The sequence below is a fragment of the Qipengyuania flava genome, assembly GCF_019448255.1.
Lineage (GTDB): Bacteria > Pseudomonadota > Alphaproteobacteria > Sphingomonadales > Sphingomonadaceae > Qipengyuania > Qipengyuania flava_A.
This window is the reverse complement of the sequence record NZ_CP080410.1, coordinates 136,613-152,356: the sequence shown is the minus strand read 5'-3', so window position 1 is coordinate 152,356 and position 15,744 is coordinate 136,613. Positions and strand designations below refer to the sequence as shown.

Genomic DNA, 15,744 nt, shown 5'->3' with positions numbered 1-15,744 from the left:
CCCCGGCCCATGAGCATTCTCAAGAAGCTGGGCATCGCGCTCCTCGTCATCCTGCTGATCGTTCTGGTGGCAGGCTATTTCCTCACCCGCGGCGACACCGCCGATGTGGCCTTCGACGAAACCGTCGGCACCGATCCGACACTCGACGAACCGGCGGAGGAAAGCTTCCCGACCGTCGCCATTGCGGAGCCGGTCGGCTGGGAGGCGGACGAAGTTCCGGTCGCGGCAGAGGGCCTTGCCGTCACGCGCTTTGCCGAAGGGCTCGACCACCCGCGTACGCTGCAGGCGCTGCCCAACGGCGATATCCTGGTTGCGCTGACGCAGTCGCCCAGGATCGAGAGCGGCGAAAGCAACTGGATCCGCGATCTTGTCGCGGGCTTCCTGTTCCGCAAGGCCGGCGCCGGGGGAGAGAGCGCCAACCAGCTCGTTCTGCTGCGCGACGAAGACGGTGACGGTGCAGCCGAAACGCGCCTGGTCCTGCGCGACGATCTCGATTCCCCCTCGGGCATCGCCTGGGGCGATGGGACGCTGTACGTGGCCAATCACGACGAAGTCCTCGCCTTCGATTACGAACTCGGCGCGGATACGGTTGCCGGCGAGGGGCGCAAGATTGCCGACCTCGCCGAAGGCACCGGCCACTGGATGCGCAACCTCGAGCTGCACCCGGATGGCGACCGCCTCTACGCCGCTGTTGGTTCCAAATCGAACATCGGCGAAGACGGGATGGAGATCGAAGAAGGGCGCGCGCTCATCTGGGAGATCAATCTCGAAACCGGTCGCCAGCGCGTGTACGGCGGCGGCCTGCGCAACGCCAACGGCATGGCCTTCAGCCCCTGGTCGGGCGAGCTGTGGACCACGGTCAACGAGCGCGACATGCTCGGTTCGGACCTCGTCCCCGATTACCTCACCAACGTGCCGGTCGGCTCGCACTACGGCTGGCCCTGGGTCTATTACGGCGACAATTTCGACCGCCGCGTGAAGCACCCGATCCCGCAGTTCATCAATTATGTCCGCACGCCCGAATACGCACTCGGCCCGCATGTTGCCGCGCTCGGCCTTGTGTTTAGTAAGGAAGGCGCGAAAATGGGCGAGAACTTCGCCAGCGGCGCCTTTGTCGCGCAGCACGGCTCGTGGAACCGCAAGCCGCCTTCGGGCTACGATGTGGTCTATGTCGCTTTCGACGAACGCGGCAACCCGACCGGCAAGCCGGTTCCGGTCCTGACCGGCTTCCTCAAGGACGACGGCACGACGCGCGGACGCCCGACCTGGGTCGAGTGGGCCGGTGATGGCGCGCTGCTCGTCTCCGACGACACCGCCGGGATCATCTGGCGCGTGATCGCTCCGGGCGCAGAAGGGCAGGCGGCGATCGGCCGCAACACCGGCGATCGGCTCCAACCGCAGCGCGAACTGCGCGGCGGGGAAGCCCGTTTCCGCGAGGAAGATTACGCCCGGCGGGTGACCGCCGAGTAGGTCAGCCGACCAGCTGTTCTGCCGAAAGCGCGTAGAGCGGTTCGGCCCCGGCGGTAGCGGCCGCCTTCAGGCCCGAGGCTTCCGGCACAATCCGGTCGAGGAAGAAGCGCACGCTGGCCGCCTTCGTGGCGGCGAGCGCGGGGGCTTCGCCCGCTTCCACCGCCTCGAGCTGGCGCATCAGCTGCCACCCGGCGACCGCCACGGCGAACATGGTGCAGAACGGCACCGATCCGGCGAGCCGATCGTCAAGGCTGGCCTCTTCGCGCATCCAGTTCGCAACCGCCTCGCAATCGGCGGCCAGCGCGGCGAGCTTGGGCTCGTCCTTGGCGGCGCGGGCCACGTCAGCGATGAGGCCCGACAGCGCCTCCCCGCCATCGAGGCCCAGCTTGCGTGTGACGAGGTCCGCGGCCTGGATGCCGTTGGTGCCTTCGTAGATCGGGGCAATACGCGAATCGCGCCAGTGCTGGGCCGCACCGGTTTCTTCGACGAAGCCCATGCCGCCATGGACCTGTACCCCGAGGCTGGCGACTTCGATGCCGATATCGGTGCCCCATGCCTTGATCAGCGGGGTGAGCACTTCGCCTCGCGCGCCGCCGGCGGCATCGCCCAGCGTGCCGCGATCGACCTGGCCGGCGGTGTAATAGAGCAGGGCGCGTGCGCCCTCGGTTAGCGCCTTCATGCGCAGCAGCATGCGGCGCACATCGGGGTGCTCGACGATCGAGACCGGCGCCTTGTCGGGCGAACCGGCGCGGGCCGACTGGATGCGTTCTTGCGCGTAATAGAGCGCCTGCTGCGTCGCGCGCTCGCCGATCTGCACACCCTGGTTGCCAACGTTGATGCGCGCGTTGTTCATCATCGTGAACATGGCCATCAGCCCGCGGTTCTCCGCGCCGACCAGCTCGCCGATGCATTCATCGTTGTCGCCATAGCTCATCACGCAGGTGGGCGAGGCGTTGATGCCGAGCTTGTGCTCGATGCTGACGCAGCGCAGGTCGTTGCGCGCGCCGAGCGAGCCGTCGTCCTTCACATGGTACTTGGGCACGATGAAGAGCGAGATACCGCGGCTGCCTTCCGGCGCATCGGGCAGGCGCGCGAGCACCAGGTGGATGATGTTCTTGGCCAGCTCGTGCTCACCCCAGGTGATGTAGATCTTCTGGCCCTTGATCTTGTACTTGCCCGCATGCTCGCCCTCGGTGATCGGCTCTGCGGTCGAGCGCAGTGCGCCGACATCGGAACCGGCCTGCGGCTCGGTGAGATTCATGGTGCCCGACCATTCGCCGCTTACGAGCTTAGGCAGGTACTTCTCCTGCAGCTCCTTAGAGCCGTGGTGTTCGAGCGATTCGATCGCGCCCACGCTCAGCATCGGCAGGAGGTTGAAAGCCATGTTCGCCGTGCCGAGGTTTTCCAGCACGTTGCACGAAAGCGTGAACGGAAGGCCCTGGCCGCCGAACTCCACGGGACCAGAGATCGCGTTCCAGCCCTGCTCGACATAGCCGTGATAGGCTTCCTCGAACCCTTCGGGCAGGCGCACCACGCCGTTCTCGAGCTTGGCGCCTTCCAGATCGCCGATGCGGTTCAGCGGCGCCCATTCCCCGGCGGCGAATTCGCCGATCCCGCCCACGATGGCCTCGACCATGTCGGGCTCGGCCGCGGCGAATTTCTCGGCCTTGGCGAGCTCCTTGATCCCGGCGTTTACGCGGATTGCGAGCAGCTGGTCCTGGGTGGCGGGGGTGTAGGTCACGGGTAATCCTCTTGGCTTTGTCGAGCACGCAGATATAGCGCCCGGGCATGAGCGGCAAATACGTTACGGAAACGCTTTACGCAGCGGAAGGTGGCATCGCCCGCGCCGCTGCGATTCTGTGCGATGGCGGCCTGGTGGCCGTGCCGACCGAGACGGTCTACGGCCTTGCCGCGCGCGCCGACAGCGATGCGGCGGTTGCCGGGATCTACGAGGCCAAGGGTCGACCCAGCTTCAACCCGCTGATCGTCCATGTCGCATCGATGCAGCAGGCGCGCTCGCTCGCCGAGTTCACGCCCGAAGCCGAAGAGCTTGCCGCCCGATACTGGCCGGGTCCGCTAACGCTGGTCCTGCCGCGCCGCCGCGACGCCGGCTTGGCCGAGGCCGTGACGGCGGGCCTCGACACGCTCGCCCTGCGTATGCCCGCACACCCGGCGATGCGCGCGGTGCTGGAGGAAAGCGGGTTGCCGCTCGCCGCGCCGTCGGCCAATCGCAGCGGGTTCATCAGCCCCACCAGCGCAGCGCATGTCCTCGCCTCGCTCGACGGGCGCATCCACGCCGTGCTCGATGGCGGAGAATGCGAACGCGGCCTCGAATCGACGATTGCTGCCGTGCGCGCGGATGGATCGATCGAGGTCCTTCGCCCCGGGCCTATCGCTATCGATGCAAAGACGGCCGCGGGCGGCGCAATCGAAGCGCCCGGCCAGCTCGCCAGCCATTACGCGCCCGGAAAGCCCGTTCGCCTCATGGCGTCGGATGTTGCGCCAGACGAGTTCCTGATCGGTTTCGACAGCGTTTCGGGCAATTGCACCCTGTCCGCCACCGGCGATCTCGCCGAAGCGGCCGCGCGTCTCTACGCCTGCCTTCACGAAGGCGCGCGTTCGGACAAGCCTCGCATTGCGGTCGCACCCGTACCGCATGAAGGGATCGGGATTGCAATCAACGACCGACTGCGCCGCGCGGCGACGCCGCCCGATCAGTCGTCTTCGGGTTCGTAGGGGATCGTCGGGATAATCTGCTGCATCTCGGCGTAGGTGTCGCGGGCCTCGTCGCAGGCGCGGCGGTTGCCGTCCTCGCATTCGTCGAGCTGCTTTTCGTAGTCGCGCTCCAGCTTCGCCAGGCGTTCCTCGCGGCGGCGGATTTCCCGGCCGCGCTTCTCGTCCGCTTCGGACTGGCTGGTGGTGGCGAGGTCCACCCCGCGGCTCACCACCTTTACCGGAGCCGTCGCAACGTCGACCACCGTCTTGGCAAGACAGCCGGACAGCAGCACGCTGGCAGGAAGGATCATCAAAAAGGCTAGGCGGCGCATGCGGGGTTCCTTTCGCAGCGCCGCCTAGCGGAAATCGGGTGAGCCGTCGATGAACTCGATGGCTCTTCGTGAGGCCTTAGCCTTCAGGCGCTTCCGGTGCTTCAGGCGCTTCCGGTGCTTCGGGCGCCTCGGGGGCTTCCGGAGCCTCGGGTGCGTCCTCGGCAGCGCGAACGTCGCGGCAGTTGAGCTTGCCCGAACCCATCGAGCTGACGGTGCAGTCCGCGCGGCCGGTCACGGTGATCGTGCCCGATCCCATGATGCTCGCATCAACCTTGCCGTCCGACGAGAAATCGGCATCGCCCGAGCCGGCGACGGAGATATCGGCCCCGCCGACCTGGAGGTCGGACATGGTGGCCTTGCCCGAGCCCGCGATAGTGAGGTCCAGCTTCTCGACCGAACCGGCGGCGGTGAAATCGCCCGAACCGGCAATGGTGAGGTCGAGCGATTCGGCGTCGAACTCCGCCACGGAGGCTTTGCCCGAACCGGCGATGGTGACATCGGCGCGGCCGGTCATCTTGGCGGCTTCGATGCTGCCCGATCCGGCGAGGACCATGGCGCGCAGGCTCGGCACGGTAACGCGCACGGTGGCGTTTCCGCGATCCTTCCAGCTGTCCTTCTCGCGGCTGATGGCGAGCGAATCGCCGTCGAGCGCGAAGCGCATGGCATCGACCGCTGCGTCATCGCCCGAAACGGTGATGTCGAGCTCGTCGCCTTCGGTCACGATGACCGTGTCCGGCCCGGCCAGGACCAGTTCGGTCGGCGGATCGCCGCTCATGTCGAGTTCGGCCAGCGGCACGCCTTCGGTGTCGCCGATCTGGATGTTCATATTGTCGCATCCGGCGACGAGGGCCGCGCCGGCGAGGGCGGCGACGGGCGCAAGGCCCTTGAGAATTCGATGGATCATCGCGGTGGTGTTCCTTTGCAGCGGCAGTCCGTGTTGCTGATATAATACAGCGTGAAGCGGACATCAAGGCGCAGCAAGAAGGGGCACCCCGGCGGGGCGCCCCTTGGTCGAGTTGCGTGGGTGCTTGGTCGAGATCAGCGCGAGCAGGTCAGCCGGCCCGAGCCCATGCGGGTCTGGGTGCAGTCGGTCGTGCCGGTCACGATTGCGCTGCCGCTTCCTACGATGCTGGCCGAGACCGAATCGTCGGCCCGGAAGCGCGCGTCTCCCGATCCGGCGATCGAGACGTTGGCGCGCTGCACGGTCAGGCTGCGCGCATCGATGCCGCCGCTGCCGGCGATGGTGATGTCACCCTCGTCGGCCTGGCCGGCCATCCGCAGGCTGCCCGATCCCGCGATCGTGGCGTTGAGCTGCGAAGCGCGCACGCGGTTCACATTGATCGAGCCCGATCCGGCCACCGTCGCGCCGACTTCCGAACCGTTCAGCGTGTCGATCGTCATGTCGCCCGACCCGGCAAGGGTCACATCCTCGAGCGAGGGAGCGGTAATCTCGATACGGGCCGAGCCGCGGACCTTGTTGCGGCGATACTTGCGCCCGACGGTCAGCTCGCCGTCTTCGACGAGGAAGCGCAGCTCGGCGAGCACTTCGGGGCTGCCGCTGGCACGGATCTGCCAACGATCGCCGCGCGTCACGGTAAGCGTGTCGCTCCCGGCAAGGGTGACCGAATCGAAGCGCCCGGTCTGCGACCAGCTGGCGGAGATGCGCTCGCCGTCGTCGAGCTTCGATTTCCAGCCTTCATGCGCGGTGACGGAGGCGGTGGGCAGGGTGGTGACTGCGGCAAGGCCAAGGCTGGCGGCGGCGAGAATGCGGAACATAGAACGTCTCCCGATTGAATGGCGCCTTGCTCCCACCAATACCGCTGGAAGTCGAGGACGTTCGTCGACAAGTGTAATCGATTGATGGATTCGCCAGTCGTCCGGCGGGCAAACCGTCCCGCTCAACGAAAAAGGGGGCGCCGCACGGCACCCCCTTCTTGTCTCTCGCGAAAGATCGAAGCGCTTACGCGTCTTCGGTGTTCTCGTAATACTGCGGAGCGTGTTCGCGCAGCACGTCGAGGATCTTCTCGAGCGCGGTCGCTTCGTCGGTCTTCTCCATCGCCGCGAGTTCGCGGGCGAGGCGGCTGGATGCCGCTTCGAAGATCTGGCGTTCGGAATAGCTCTGTTCCGGCTGGTCATCCGGGCGGAACAGGTCGCGCGTCACTTCGGCAATCAGGACGATCTCGCCCGAATTGATCTTGGCTTCGTATTCCTGGGCGCGCCGGCTCCACATCGTGCGCTTCACCTTGGGCTTGCCCTTCAGCGTTTCCATCGCTTCCTTGAGCGTCTTGTCGCTCGAAAGCTTGCGCATGCCGATCGATTCAACCTTGTTGACCGGAACGCGGAGCGTCATGCGCTCTTTCTCGAAACGGAGGACATAGAGGTCGAGCTGCATACCGGCGATTTCTTCGCTCTGGAGCTCGATGACACGGCCAACGCCGTGCTTGGGGTAAACAACGTAATCGCCAACGTCGAAGGCATCCGCCTTGCTTGCCATGCAATCTATCCTTTCGTCCGGGCGCGGCCATCGGGGGCTTCAGCGTCACGGAAGACCATGGCCGCAATCCCGCGATAGTCGGGAGTGCGGTCGGCTGCCGATTGTGCTGTTGCTGGTGACCTGCCCTTTCAATACTCACACCTGACCGGGAGCAAACCGGTGCAGTTGTTGCATTATATAGCACAGCCTGCCGAATATTGCGAGTCTGCGCAGATTCGCGTGGGTTTCGCTATGCACCCCTGTCCCGCTGCGCGACGATTTCGGCGCTCAGCAGCAGGAGGAAACCGGTCACCCAGAACCAGGTGATCAGCGCCAGCACCGCGCCGAGCGCCCCGTAGGTTGCGTTGTAGCTCCCGAAATTGGCCGCGTAGAAGGCAAAGGCGGCGGTGGCGCCCATCCAGGCGAGGGCAAAGAGCGCGGCCCCGGGCCAGATCGCACGCCAGGACGGTCCCGGTGCGTTGGGGGCAAAGCGCAACAGCAGGGCAGCGGCACCCGCAGCCCCGAGCGCGACCAGTACCGGGCTCGCGAGCGCACCGAGAACTCCTGCAAGATTGCTCAACGCCGCGCCCGCGACGCCCGCCAGGATCAGACCGACAAGCCCTGCAGCCGTGATGGCAAGCGCAACCAGATTGCCGCGTAGCAAACCCCGGTCACTGTCTGCGTGGAAGACGATGTTGAAGCCCGTCATCAACGACCGGGCGCCGTTGCGCGCGCCGAACAGCGCGACAGCAAGCGAGGCAAGAAGCCCGAGGCCCTTTGTGCCCGATGCGCCTTCGGAGACCTCCTGAAGCTGGTTGCCGATCAGCTCCGAGGCCGAAGCCGGCAGCACCTGTGCAAGGAGAGTGATGTGGCTCGCGACGGTCTCGGGATCGGCGAACAGCCCATAGGCCAACACGATTGCACCCAGCGCGGGCACGAGCGCGAGCAGCGCGTAATGCGCCATGCCGGCCGCGATCAGGCCGATGTTGTTGTCGCTGCTGGCCTGCCAGGCCGCTTTCAGGTCCGCGAGCATCGCTCGCGGCCGATCAGTCGCCTTCGCCCGGCTCGGCCGAGAAGAACTTCTCGAACTTGCCTTCTTCGCCCTTGTGCTCGTCGGCGTCGGCCGGCGCGTCCTTGGACTGCGTGATGTTGGGCCATTCGGCGCTGAACTTGGTGTTCAGCTCAAGCCACTTCTCCAGGCCGTCTTCGGTATCAGGCAGGATCGCTTCGGCCGGGCATTCGGGTTCGCACACGCCGCAGTCGATGCATTCGCTGGGGTTGATGACGAGCATGTTCTCGCCCTCGTAGAAACAGTCGACGGGGCAGACCTCGACGCAGTCGGTGTACTTGCACTTGATGCAGGCGTCGGTGACGACATAGGTCATGGGTAGCGATTTCCCTCGTAGTGTTTCCCTTAGACCGCGCTGCTAGGGCGGATTATCCGTTCGGGTCAAGCTCCCGATAACAGGCGCGCGCTTCGCGCGGCGGTCCGCGCCGGTCGGGCAAGGCGAGGATTTCGACCAGCTTGACCGAATTGCCGAGCGGCAGGGTCAGCACATCGCCCTCGGCAATATCGCGCGAACAGCGCGTCACCCGCTCCCCGTTGCGGCGGATATGCCCCTCTTCGACCAGGCGGTGTGCGGCGCTGCGCGTGCGCACGAAACGCAGGTAGCACAGCAGCCGGTCGATCCTCACGCAGGCGTCCCCATCAGCGCACGAGATCCGCTAGCGCAGCAAAAGCGCTGCCCTCGCGCGGCTTTGCCGGCTTGGTCCGCTCCTGCTTGCGGCGCGAGGGGCGCCATTCCCAGCGATCGGGACGCGGCGGGCCGAACTGGCCCTCGGCCTGAGGCTTCGCCTTCTGGACCCGGAAACCGGCCGTGCCGAGCAGGCGCGAAATATTGCCTTCCTCCAGCCCGATCGAGATCGGCAGCGCGTAGTCGAGCACGAACTTGCGCTTGCGATCCTTGGCTTGCGCCTTGGCCCGGGTGTCGTGCGCGGCACGCAGGATTTTTTCGGCAAGGTCGATCCGGATCGCCTGGCTGCCCGCGTGGCGATAGCCAGAGGGAAGCTTCTTTGCGTCCGCGATCACCGGCAGCATCGCCTCCTGCAGCGGGCGCCGGTCGATACCGAGCTTGTGGAGCAACTGGCGCGGCGCGGGCTTAAGCAGCGCGGGCGCGAAGATGTCGAGCGCGCCGAAGGTCACGCCGATCTTGCGCAGAAACGGACGCATTTCCTTGGGCAGGTGCTCGAGCCCCGCTTTCTCGCGCGTCACGTATCCGTGGCCTGCAATGAGGCTGAGCAGCAGCGCGCGCGCCTGCGACCCGGCATCGGGATTGCTTGCGGCCTGGTGCATCTTCTCAAGCGGTGCGAGCGGTTCGAGCGTCTTCGCAAGCCAGGCTTCGAGCGCAGCCAGTAGCGCGCTGCGCGGACCCTCGGGCAGCGCGGCAACCTCGCGCGAGGGCGCGATGACCGGAACAGCAGTGCCATCGCGCGGCTCGAGCCTGGCCAGCTCCTGCTTGCCCCAGCGGATCGTACCGCGCGACAGCTCGACGTCGGCCATGTCCGATGCGGCGAGCGCCGCTGCCTTTTCGCCCAGCAGGCGCGGCAAGGCTTTTTCGGCGGCTGCCAGCAGCATGCGGCGGTCTTCGTGCCGCGCGGAGGGATCGACGGCAAAACGAAAGCCTTCGACATGGCCAAGGGTCTCGCCCTCGACGCTAACTTCGCCCGTTTCGCTCATTTCGATCGGCAACATGCCGGCATCCTGTCCCAGCGACTTCATCAGGATTGCGGTCCTCCGGTTTACGAATCTCTCGGTCAGCCGCGCGTGGAGCGCGTCCGACAGTTTTGCTTCCACCGCGCGGGCGCGCGACGCCATTTCGTCACGCGCCAGAACCCAGTCGGGTCGCTGGCAGATATAGGCCCAGCTGCGAATCGCAGCGATTCGGCCCTGCAGCGTATCGATGTCGCCCGCCATATTGTCGAGTTCGCTGATGCGCGCGGCCACATAATCGGCGCCGAGATAGCCACCGGAAAGGTCCTGCCACAGCCGCGCAACGAAGCGGGCGTGCACATCGGGGCCGCGCTGGCGGAAGTCGGGCAGCGAGCAAGCCTCCCAGAACCGCCGGACGAGGCCCGCCCCGCGGACCGAGGTCGCAAGTGGCTCTTCGGCAAGGCGCTTCAGGGTGGTGAGGTCGATTGCCTCGGGCGCGAGGCGTAGCGCCGGGTCTTGCGGCGGCGCTTCCAGATCGGCGATCAGCGTGCCCAGCGCATCGAAGCGCGGCTCCGGCTCGCGCCAGTAGAGATGCGTGAGCGGCGCGAAGCGGTGCTCCTCGATCGCATAGACCTCTTCCTCGGTGAACTCGGGCGGGGTGCCGCGCTTGTCGGTCCCGGCGAGTGTGCCGAAGGTCCCGTCGCGCTGGTGGCGCCCGGCGCGCCCGGCGATCTGCGCCATCTCGGCCGGCAGGAGCCGCCGCATGCGCACCCCGTCGAATTTCGTCAGGCCGGCGAAGGCGACGTGGTTCACATCGAGATTGAGCCCCATGCCGATCGCGTCGGTGGCGACGATGTAGTCGACCTCGCCGCTCTGGAAGAGCGCGACCTGCTTGTTGCGCGTTTCGGGACTGAGCGCGCCCATGACCACGGCCGCGCCTCCACGAAAACGGCGCAGCATCTCCGCAACTGCGTAAACCTGCTCGGCGCTGAAGGCGACGATTGCGCTGCGTGGAGGCAGGCGCGAGAGCTTGCGCGGTCCGATATGGGTGAGGGTGGAAAAGCGCGGCCGGTCGGAAATCTCCGCCTCGGGCACCAGCTGGCGCACCAGCGGCTCAAGCGTTGCCGCGCCCAGCAGCATGGTCTCCTCCCGCCCACGCGTGTTGAGCAGGCGGTCGGTGAAGATGTGCCCGCGCTCGCGGTCGGCGCCGATCTGGGCTTCGTCCAGCGCCACAAAGGCCGCGCCCGCCCCGTCGCGCGGCATGGCCTCGGCGGTGCAGCACATGTAGCGCGCGCCCTTCGGTTCGATCCGCTCCTCGCCGGTGATCAGCGCAACTGCATTCTCACCCTTGATGGCGCAAACGCGGTCGTAGACCTCGCGAGCGAGCAGGCGCAGCGGAAAGCCCATGCAGCCGCTCGAATGCGCGGTCATGCGCTCGATCGCCAGATGCGTCTTGCCGGTGTTGGTGGGTCCGAGGACCGCCTTGATTGCGCTACCCTGCACAGCCCTTAGGTGGCAGGGCGAGAGGCCCTGCGCAACCACTCGGCCGGCAGCCGACTCGATTCACCGCAATCCGGACTCGCGTGGCCGCAAGTTAACGCCCCCTTTACTTTGTTTTGACAGGCAATGCGGGCAGAAGACCCTCTACAAGGGTCGGGCCTCCTGCGTTCGCGGCGGGGTGGCCGAGAGGAAGGGACACAGCGTGTACACGTCCCACGCGGACACGAGCACTGCAGAGCCCGCAGCGGCTACGGGCGGCCCCGCACAGGGCGCCGCAGCCCTCGCGCACGACCAGATCGTTGCGCCCTCCTTTTCCTACAATGCCCTGCGCGACCAGCTTTCCGAGCGTATCGAAAGCCTCGATCTCGCGCCCGACCTCGGCAGCGAGATCGGCAGCAAGCGCTGGTTCCGCGGCCTTGGCACCTTCATTGGCCTGACCGCCGCGGCGCTTGCCTTCTGGCCCAGCTTCGCCCCGCTCGAAGCCGCATCGCCCGCGCGAGTCGACGATGCCGTGCGCGACGAATACCGCAGCCAGATGATCCTTCCGCTGGCGCTCGGCGCCGACAGCGGCCGGCACATGGGCGCAACCCCCTTGGTGGAACCGCTTACCGAAGCGCCCGAGCGTCCGCAGTTCGACATGGTGGCGACGCTCGCCAAGGGCGACAGTTTCGAACGCATGTTGCACCGCGCCGGCGTGGGCCGCGCGGATTCGCAGCGCGTCCTGGAGCTGATCGCCGGGACCATGCCGATCACCGATATCGAGGCCGGCACAACTTTCGACATCACGCTGGGCCGCCGCCCCGCGCCGGGCGAACCCCGCCCGCTGGAATCGATCGCCTTCCGCGCCCGCTTCGACCTTGCGCTCGACATTGGCCGGCTGGACGAAGGCGCGGATCTCGCGCTCACCCAGAACGTCATCCGCGTGGACGAGACCCCGCTGCGCATTCGCGGCGAAGTCGGCAGCAGCCTCTATCGCTCGGCCCGTGCGGCGGGCGCTCCGGCCAGCGCGGTGCAGGCCTATCTCAAGACGCTCGGCCAGTATGTGAACCTCGACCGCGATGTGCGCTCGGGCGACACCTTCGACTTCATCGTCGCCCATCGCCGCGCTGCGACCGGCGAACGGCAGGCCGGCCAATTGCTCTACGCAGGGCTCGAGCGCGGCGACAAACCGCGCGTCCAGCTGATGCGCTGGGGCAAGGACGACAAGTTCTACGAAGCGTCGGGCGTCGGCGAACAGCGCGGCGGCCTGATGGCCCCGGTTCCGGGGCGCACGACTTCGGGTTACGGCATGCGCCGCCACCCGATCCTTGGCTACCGCCGGATGCACGCGGGCCTCGATTTCAAGGCGCGCCACGGCACACCTATCGTCGCGGTCACCGATGGCCGCGTGGTTGGCGCTGGCCGGATGGGCGGATGCGGCAACGCGGTGCGCCTGCGCCACGGAGGCGGGCTCGACACGCGCTATTGCCATATGAGCCGGATTGCCGTGAACCGCGGGCAGAGCGTGCGCCGCGGGCAGGTCATCGGCTATGTCGGTTCGACCGGTCTCAGCACCGGGCCGCACCTCCATTACGAGATGTACCGCAACGGCCGTTCCATCAATCCGGCCACGGTCCAGTACGTGACCCGCGCGCAGCTTTCGGGCGCAGAGCTCAAGCGCTTCAAGGAAACGCTGGCCAGGATGAAGACCGTCGAGCCGGGCGCCGCGCTCGCCGCGATCGAACCGACCCCGACGGAAGTCGCCGCCGAAGAGCCAGTGCGCGAGATCGACAAGCTCGGCCCCGTGGGCGCGCCCTAGAACCGCGTCCTCTGCCGATTGCGCCGCGCGCGCGCTTGAGGCACAGCACGCCCCATGACCAACGCAAGCTACCCCGCCACGCGCCTGCGCCGCACCCGTGCCACCGGCTGGAGCCGCGCCATGCACCGCGAAACCGTGCTGACGCCGGCCGACCTGATCTGGCCGCTGTTCGTCACCGATGGCAGCGGCGTGGAAGAGCCGGTCGCAAGCCTTCCGGGCGTGTCGCGCTGGTCGGTCGACGGGATTGCTAAGCGGGCGAAGGAAGCGGTTGATCTGGGCATTCCATGCATTGCGCTGTTCCCCAATACGCAAGCCGACAAGCGCAGCGACGATGGCGCCGAAGCGTTCAACCCCGACAATCTCATGTGCCGCGCGATCAAGGCGGTGCGCGATGCGTGCGGCAGCGATATCGGCATTCTCACCGACGTGGCGCTCGACCCCTACACCAGCCACGGGCAGGACGGCTTGCTCGACGAGGCGGGCTATGTCGTCAACGACGATACGGTGGCCGTGCTGGTCGACCAGGCGGTCAACCAGGCCAACGCCGGCGCGGACATTATCGCCCCGTCCGACATGATGGACGGGCGCGTGAAGGCGATCCGCATGGCGCTGGAGATGAACCAGCATCCCAATGTCCAGATCATGGCCTATTCGGCGAAATACGCTTCCGCCTTCTACGGCCCGTTCCGCGATGCGGTGGGTTCGGGCGGCCTGCTCAAGGGCGACAAGAAGAGCTACCAGATGGACCCGGCCAATGGCGACGAGGCCCTGCGCGAAATCGCTTTCGACATTGCCGAGGGCGCCGACAGCGTGATGGTCAAGCCGGGCCTCGCCTATCTCGACGTTATCTGGCGCGCGAAGCAGGAGTTCGGCGTGCCGGTCTTCGCCTACCAGGTGAGCGGCGAATACGCGCTGATCGAAGCAGGTGCGGCGGCCGGTGTGGGCGACCGCGACGCGCTGCTGATGGAAAAGCTGGTCGCCTTCAAGCGCGCCGGGTGTTCGGGCGTACTGACCTATCACGCGCCCCGCGCAGCGCAGCTCCTCAATGGCTGAGACCCGGATCGAGACCAACCGGCTGATCCTGCGCGACTGGCGCGAGGAGGACTGGCCGCGCTTCTGGGAAGGGACCAATACCGAGAATGTCATGCGCTGGCTTGGCGGCGTGTGCGACGAAGCCAAGCGCACCGCAGCGCAGGAGCGTCTTCTTTCCTATGAGCGCGAGCACGGCCACACCTTCTGGTGTGTCGAGCGCAAGGAAGACGGCGCGATTCTTGGCTTTTGCGGTCTGAAGCGCTGCAACCAGGCAGGCGGGCCCATTGGCATGATGGAAGCCGGCTGGCGCCTGCGCGAAGACGCCTGGGGCAAGGGCTATGCGAAGGAAGCGGCCATCGCTTCGCTCGATGCCGCGTTCAACCGGTTTGGCGCGGACGAGGTGATTGCCCTCACGGTCCAGCGAAACGAAGGCAGTTGGGGGCTGATGAAGCGGCTTGGCATGCGGCGGCGCGAGGATCTCGACTTCGACAACGCCGAATTCGACAAGGAAGAGCCGGTAATCATCGTCTATTCGATCGACCGCGACGCCTGGGACGCGCGCCATGGCTGACATCATTGCCGAAACCGACCGGCTGATCCTGCGCACCATCGAGGAAGGCGACGCCGAAGAGCAGATGCGCGTGCTCAACAGCGAGAACGTGATGGCGCGCCTTGGCGGACCCAAGGAACTGCACGAAACGCAGGCGAAACACGCGCGGCAGATGGCGCTCTATGCGCGCGAAGGGTTCAGCTTTCTCTTCATGATCGAGAAGGCGACCGGCGAGATGGTCGGCCATTGCGGGATGAAGCGGGTCGACAATCCCAACGCGCCGAATCAGGGGGACCACGAGGTCGGCTGGCTGGTGCGCGAAGACCGCTGGCGGCGCGGGCTTGCCGAAGAGGCGATGCGCGCCGTGCTCGACTGGGCCTTCACCCGTGTCGGCGCGCCGCATGTGGTCGCGCTGACGAGCGAAGCGAATGTCGGAAGCTGGAAACTGATGGGAAAGCTCGGCATGGTCCGCCGCAAGGACCTCGATTTTTCCGATCCGGCCTATCCGCCGGAAGACAACCCGACGATCCAGTATTCGCTCACGAAAGAGCAATGGGAGACACACCGATGACCGCGAGCCGCCCCGGCGTCACCATCATCCCGATCCACGGCCACACGCCGAAGATCCACGATTCGGCCTTCATCGCGCCGGGCTGCACGATCATCGGCAATGTCGAGATCGGAGCCGATAGCTCGGTCTGGTACAATTGCGTGCTGCGCGCCGATGTCAGCCGCATCGTGATCGGAGAGCGGAGCAATATCCAGGACGGCAGCGTGTGCCACTGCGATCCGGAGCGCCCGGGCGATCCCGACGGTTCGCCGCTGATCATCGGCGACGACGTGCTGGTCGGCCATATGGCAATGATCCACGGCTGCACCATCGAAGACCGCGGTTTTGTCGGCCTCGGCGCGATTGCCATGAACAAGGCCGTGATCGGCAGCGACGCCATGCTGGCAGCCGGCGCCATGCTGACCGAAGGCAAGGTCATGGGCGCGCGCGAGCTGTGGGGCGGCCGCCCTGCGCGCAAGATGCGGGATCTCGACGATGCGGCCATCGCCGGCATGCGCATCGGCGTGGCCCATTACGCCGAGAACGCGAAGGCGCATTCGGCGGCGGTCGCCAAGGCGTCGGGGGCTGTGGATAACTAATAGCTGTCCCGCGAT

At 66.6% G+C, this 15,744-nt stretch carries 16 protein-coding genes; 7 read left to right on the top strand and 9 right to left on the bottom strand.

The window, feature by feature from the left end:
• Positions 1-9: 9 nt before the first annotated feature.
• Positions 10-1,470, top strand: a complete 1,461-nt coding sequence (locus KUV82_RS00790) for a PQQ-dependent sugar dehydrogenase (protein ID WP_219955016.1) — start codon at positions 10-12, stop codon at positions 1,468-1,470.
• A 1-nt stretch (position 1,471) separates the two neighbouring features.
• Here the strand turns inward: KUV82_RS00790 and KUV82_RS00785 are convergent, their stop codons facing one another.
• Positions 1,472-3,211 (bottom strand): acyl-CoA dehydrogenase, encoded by a 1,740-nt coding sequence (locus KUV82_RS00785; RefSeq protein WP_219955015.1) that lies wholly within the window; start codon positions 3,209-3,211, stop codon positions 1,472-1,474.
• A 47-nt stretch (positions 3,212-3,258) separates the two neighbouring features.
• Between KUV82_RS00785 and KUV82_RS00780 the strand changes: the two genes are divergently transcribed.
• Positions 3,259-4,206, top strand: coding sequence for an L-threonylcarbamoyladenylate synthase (locus KUV82_RS00780; protein ID WP_219955014.1), 948 nt, complete (start codon positions 3,259-3,261; stop codon positions 4,204-4,206).
• Here the strand turns inward: KUV82_RS00780 and KUV82_RS00775 are convergent.
• The 8 genes from KUV82_RS00775 to KUV82_RS00740 form a co-directional block, all read right to left on the bottom strand.
• Entirely contained in the window at positions 4,185-4,517 is a 333-nt protein-coding gene (locus tag KUV82_RS00775) for a hypothetical protein (RefSeq protein ID WP_219955013.1), read from the bottom strand. The genes KUV82_RS00780 and KUV82_RS00775 overlap by 22 nt on opposite strands.
• Before the next feature lie 76 nt (positions 4,518-4,593).
• Positions 4,594-5,421 (bottom strand): head GIN domain-containing protein, encoded by an 828-nt coding sequence (locus tag KUV82_RS00770; protein WP_219955012.1) that lies wholly within the window; start codon positions 5,419-5,421, stop codon positions 4,594-4,596.
• A 134-nt stretch (positions 5,422-5,555) separates the two neighbouring features.
• The gene (locus KUV82_RS00765) at positions 5,556-6,293 is read right to left on the bottom strand and encodes a head GIN domain-containing protein (RefSeq protein ID WP_219955011.1); all 738 of its coding nucleotides are present in this window, start codon (positions 6,291-6,293) and stop codon (positions 5,556-5,558) included.
• Positions 6,294-6,477: 184 nt separating this feature from the next.
• Positions 6,478-7,011: a CarD family transcriptional regulator gene (locus tag KUV82_RS00760; RefSeq protein WP_115415586.1), complete on the bottom strand. Its 534-nt coding sequence runs from the start codon at positions 7,009-7,011 to the stop codon at positions 6,478-6,480.
• Between the two features lie 229 nt (positions 7,012-7,240).
• A complete protein-coding gene (locus KUV82_RS00755; protein ID WP_219955010.1) occupies positions 7,241-8,023 on the bottom strand; it encodes a YihY/virulence factor BrkB family protein in 783 nt (260 codons plus the stop codon).
• 13 nt (positions 8,024-8,036) lie between these two features.
• Positions 8,037-8,375, bottom strand: a complete 339-nt coding sequence (gene fdxA, locus KUV82_RS00750; protein WP_219955009.1) for a ferredoxin FdxA — start codon at positions 8,373-8,375, stop codon at positions 8,037-8,039.
• A 52-nt stretch (positions 8,376-8,427) separates the two neighbouring features.
• Complete coding sequence (locus tag KUV82_RS00745) at positions 8,428-8,685, bottom strand: RNA-binding S4 domain-containing protein (protein ID WP_219955008.1); 258 nt, start codon at positions 8,683-8,685, stop codon at positions 8,428-8,430.
• A gap of 13 nt (positions 8,686-8,698) precedes the next feature.
• Complete coding sequence (locus KUV82_RS00740; protein ID WP_446033181.1) at positions 8,699-11,203, bottom strand: helicase-related protein; 2,505 nt, start codon at positions 11,201-11,203, stop codon at positions 8,699-8,701.
• Positions 11,204-11,402: 199 nt separating this feature from the next.
• Between KUV82_RS00740 and KUV82_RS00735 the strand changes: the two genes are divergently transcribed.
• From KUV82_RS00735 to KUV82_RS00715, 5 genes are read left to right on the top strand one after another with little or no spacing between them, the layout of a single operon-like run.
• Positions 11,403-12,998, top strand: a complete 1,596-nt coding sequence (locus tag KUV82_RS00735) for a M23 family metallopeptidase (protein WP_258319787.1) — start codon at positions 11,403-11,405, stop codon at positions 12,996-12,998.
• A gap of 54 nt (positions 12,999-13,052) precedes the next feature.
• A complete protein-coding gene (gene hemB / locus KUV82_RS00730; RefSeq protein WP_219955006.1) occupies positions 13,053-14,051 on the top strand; it encodes a porphobilinogen synthase in 999 nt (332 codons plus the stop codon).
• Complete coding sequence (locus tag KUV82_RS00725) at positions 14,044-14,601, top strand: GNAT family N-acetyltransferase (RefSeq protein WP_219955005.1); 558 nt, start codon at positions 14,044-14,046, stop codon at positions 14,599-14,601. Before hemB ends, KUV82_RS00725 begins: the two co-directional genes overlap by 8 nt.
• The gene (locus tag KUV82_RS00720; RefSeq protein ID WP_219955004.1) at positions 14,594-15,151 is read left to right on the top strand and encodes a GNAT family N-acetyltransferase; all 558 of its coding nucleotides are present in this window, start codon (positions 14,594-14,596) and stop codon (positions 15,149-15,151) included. Before KUV82_RS00725 ends, KUV82_RS00720 begins: the two co-directional genes overlap by 8 nt.
• Positions 15,148-15,729 (top strand): gamma carbonic anhydrase family protein, encoded by a 582-nt coding sequence (locus tag KUV82_RS00715; protein ID WP_219955003.1) that lies wholly within the window; start codon positions 15,148-15,150, stop codon positions 15,727-15,729. Before KUV82_RS00720 ends, KUV82_RS00715 begins: the two co-directional genes overlap by 4 nt.
• Positions 15,730-15,744 lie beyond the last annotated feature (15 nt).

What these genes read in the sequence shown, in the direction of transcription:
- KUV82_RS00790 (WP_219955016.1), top strand. Translation starts at nt 10, where the DNA reads ATGAGCATTCTCAAGAAGCTGGGCATCGCGCTCCTCGTCATCCTGCTG.
- KUV82_RS00780 (WP_219955014.1), top strand. Translation starts at nt 3,259, where the DNA reads ATGAGCGGCAAATACGTTACGGAAACGCTTTACGCAGCGGAAGGTGGC.
- KUV82_RS00775 (WP_219955013.1), bottom strand. Translation starts at nt 4,517, where the DNA reads ATGCGCCGCCTAGCCTTTTTGATGATCCTTCCTGCCAGCGTGCTGCTG.
- KUV82_RS00770 (WP_219955012.1), bottom strand. Translation starts at nt 5,421, where the DNA reads ATGATCCATCGAATTCTCAAGGGCCTTGCGCCCGTCGCCGCCCTCGCC.
- KUV82_RS00765 (WP_219955011.1), bottom strand. Translation starts at nt 6,293, where the DNA reads ATGTTCCGCATTCTCGCCGCCGCCAGCCTTGGCCTTGCCGCAGTCACC.
- KUV82_RS00760 (WP_115415586.1), bottom strand. Translation starts at nt 7,011, where the DNA reads ATGGCAAGCAAGGCGGATGCCTTCGACGTTGGCGATTACGTTGTTTAC.
- KUV82_RS00755 (WP_219955010.1), bottom strand. Translation starts at nt 8,023, where the DNA reads ATGCTCGCGGACCTGAAAGCGGCCTGGCAGGCCAGCAGCGACAACAAC.
- fdxA (WP_219955009.1), bottom strand. Translation starts at nt 8,375, where the DNA reads ATGACCTATGTCGTCACCGACGCCTGCATCAAGTGCAAGTACACCGAC.
- hemB (WP_219955006.1), top strand. Translation starts at nt 13,053, where the DNA reads ATGACCAACGCAAGCTACCCCGCCACGCGCCTGCGCCGCACCCGTGCC.
- KUV82_RS00725 (WP_219955005.1), top strand. Translation starts at nt 14,044, where the DNA reads ATGGCTGAGACCCGGATCGAGACCAACCGGCTGATCCTGCGCGACTGG.
- KUV82_RS00720 (WP_219955004.1), top strand. Translation starts at nt 14,594, where the DNA reads ATGGCTGACATCATTGCCGAAACCGACCGGCTGATCCTGCGCACCATC.
- KUV82_RS00715 (WP_219955003.1), top strand. Translation starts at nt 15,148, where the DNA reads ATGACCGCGAGCCGCCCCGGCGTCACCATCATCCCGATCCACGGCCAC.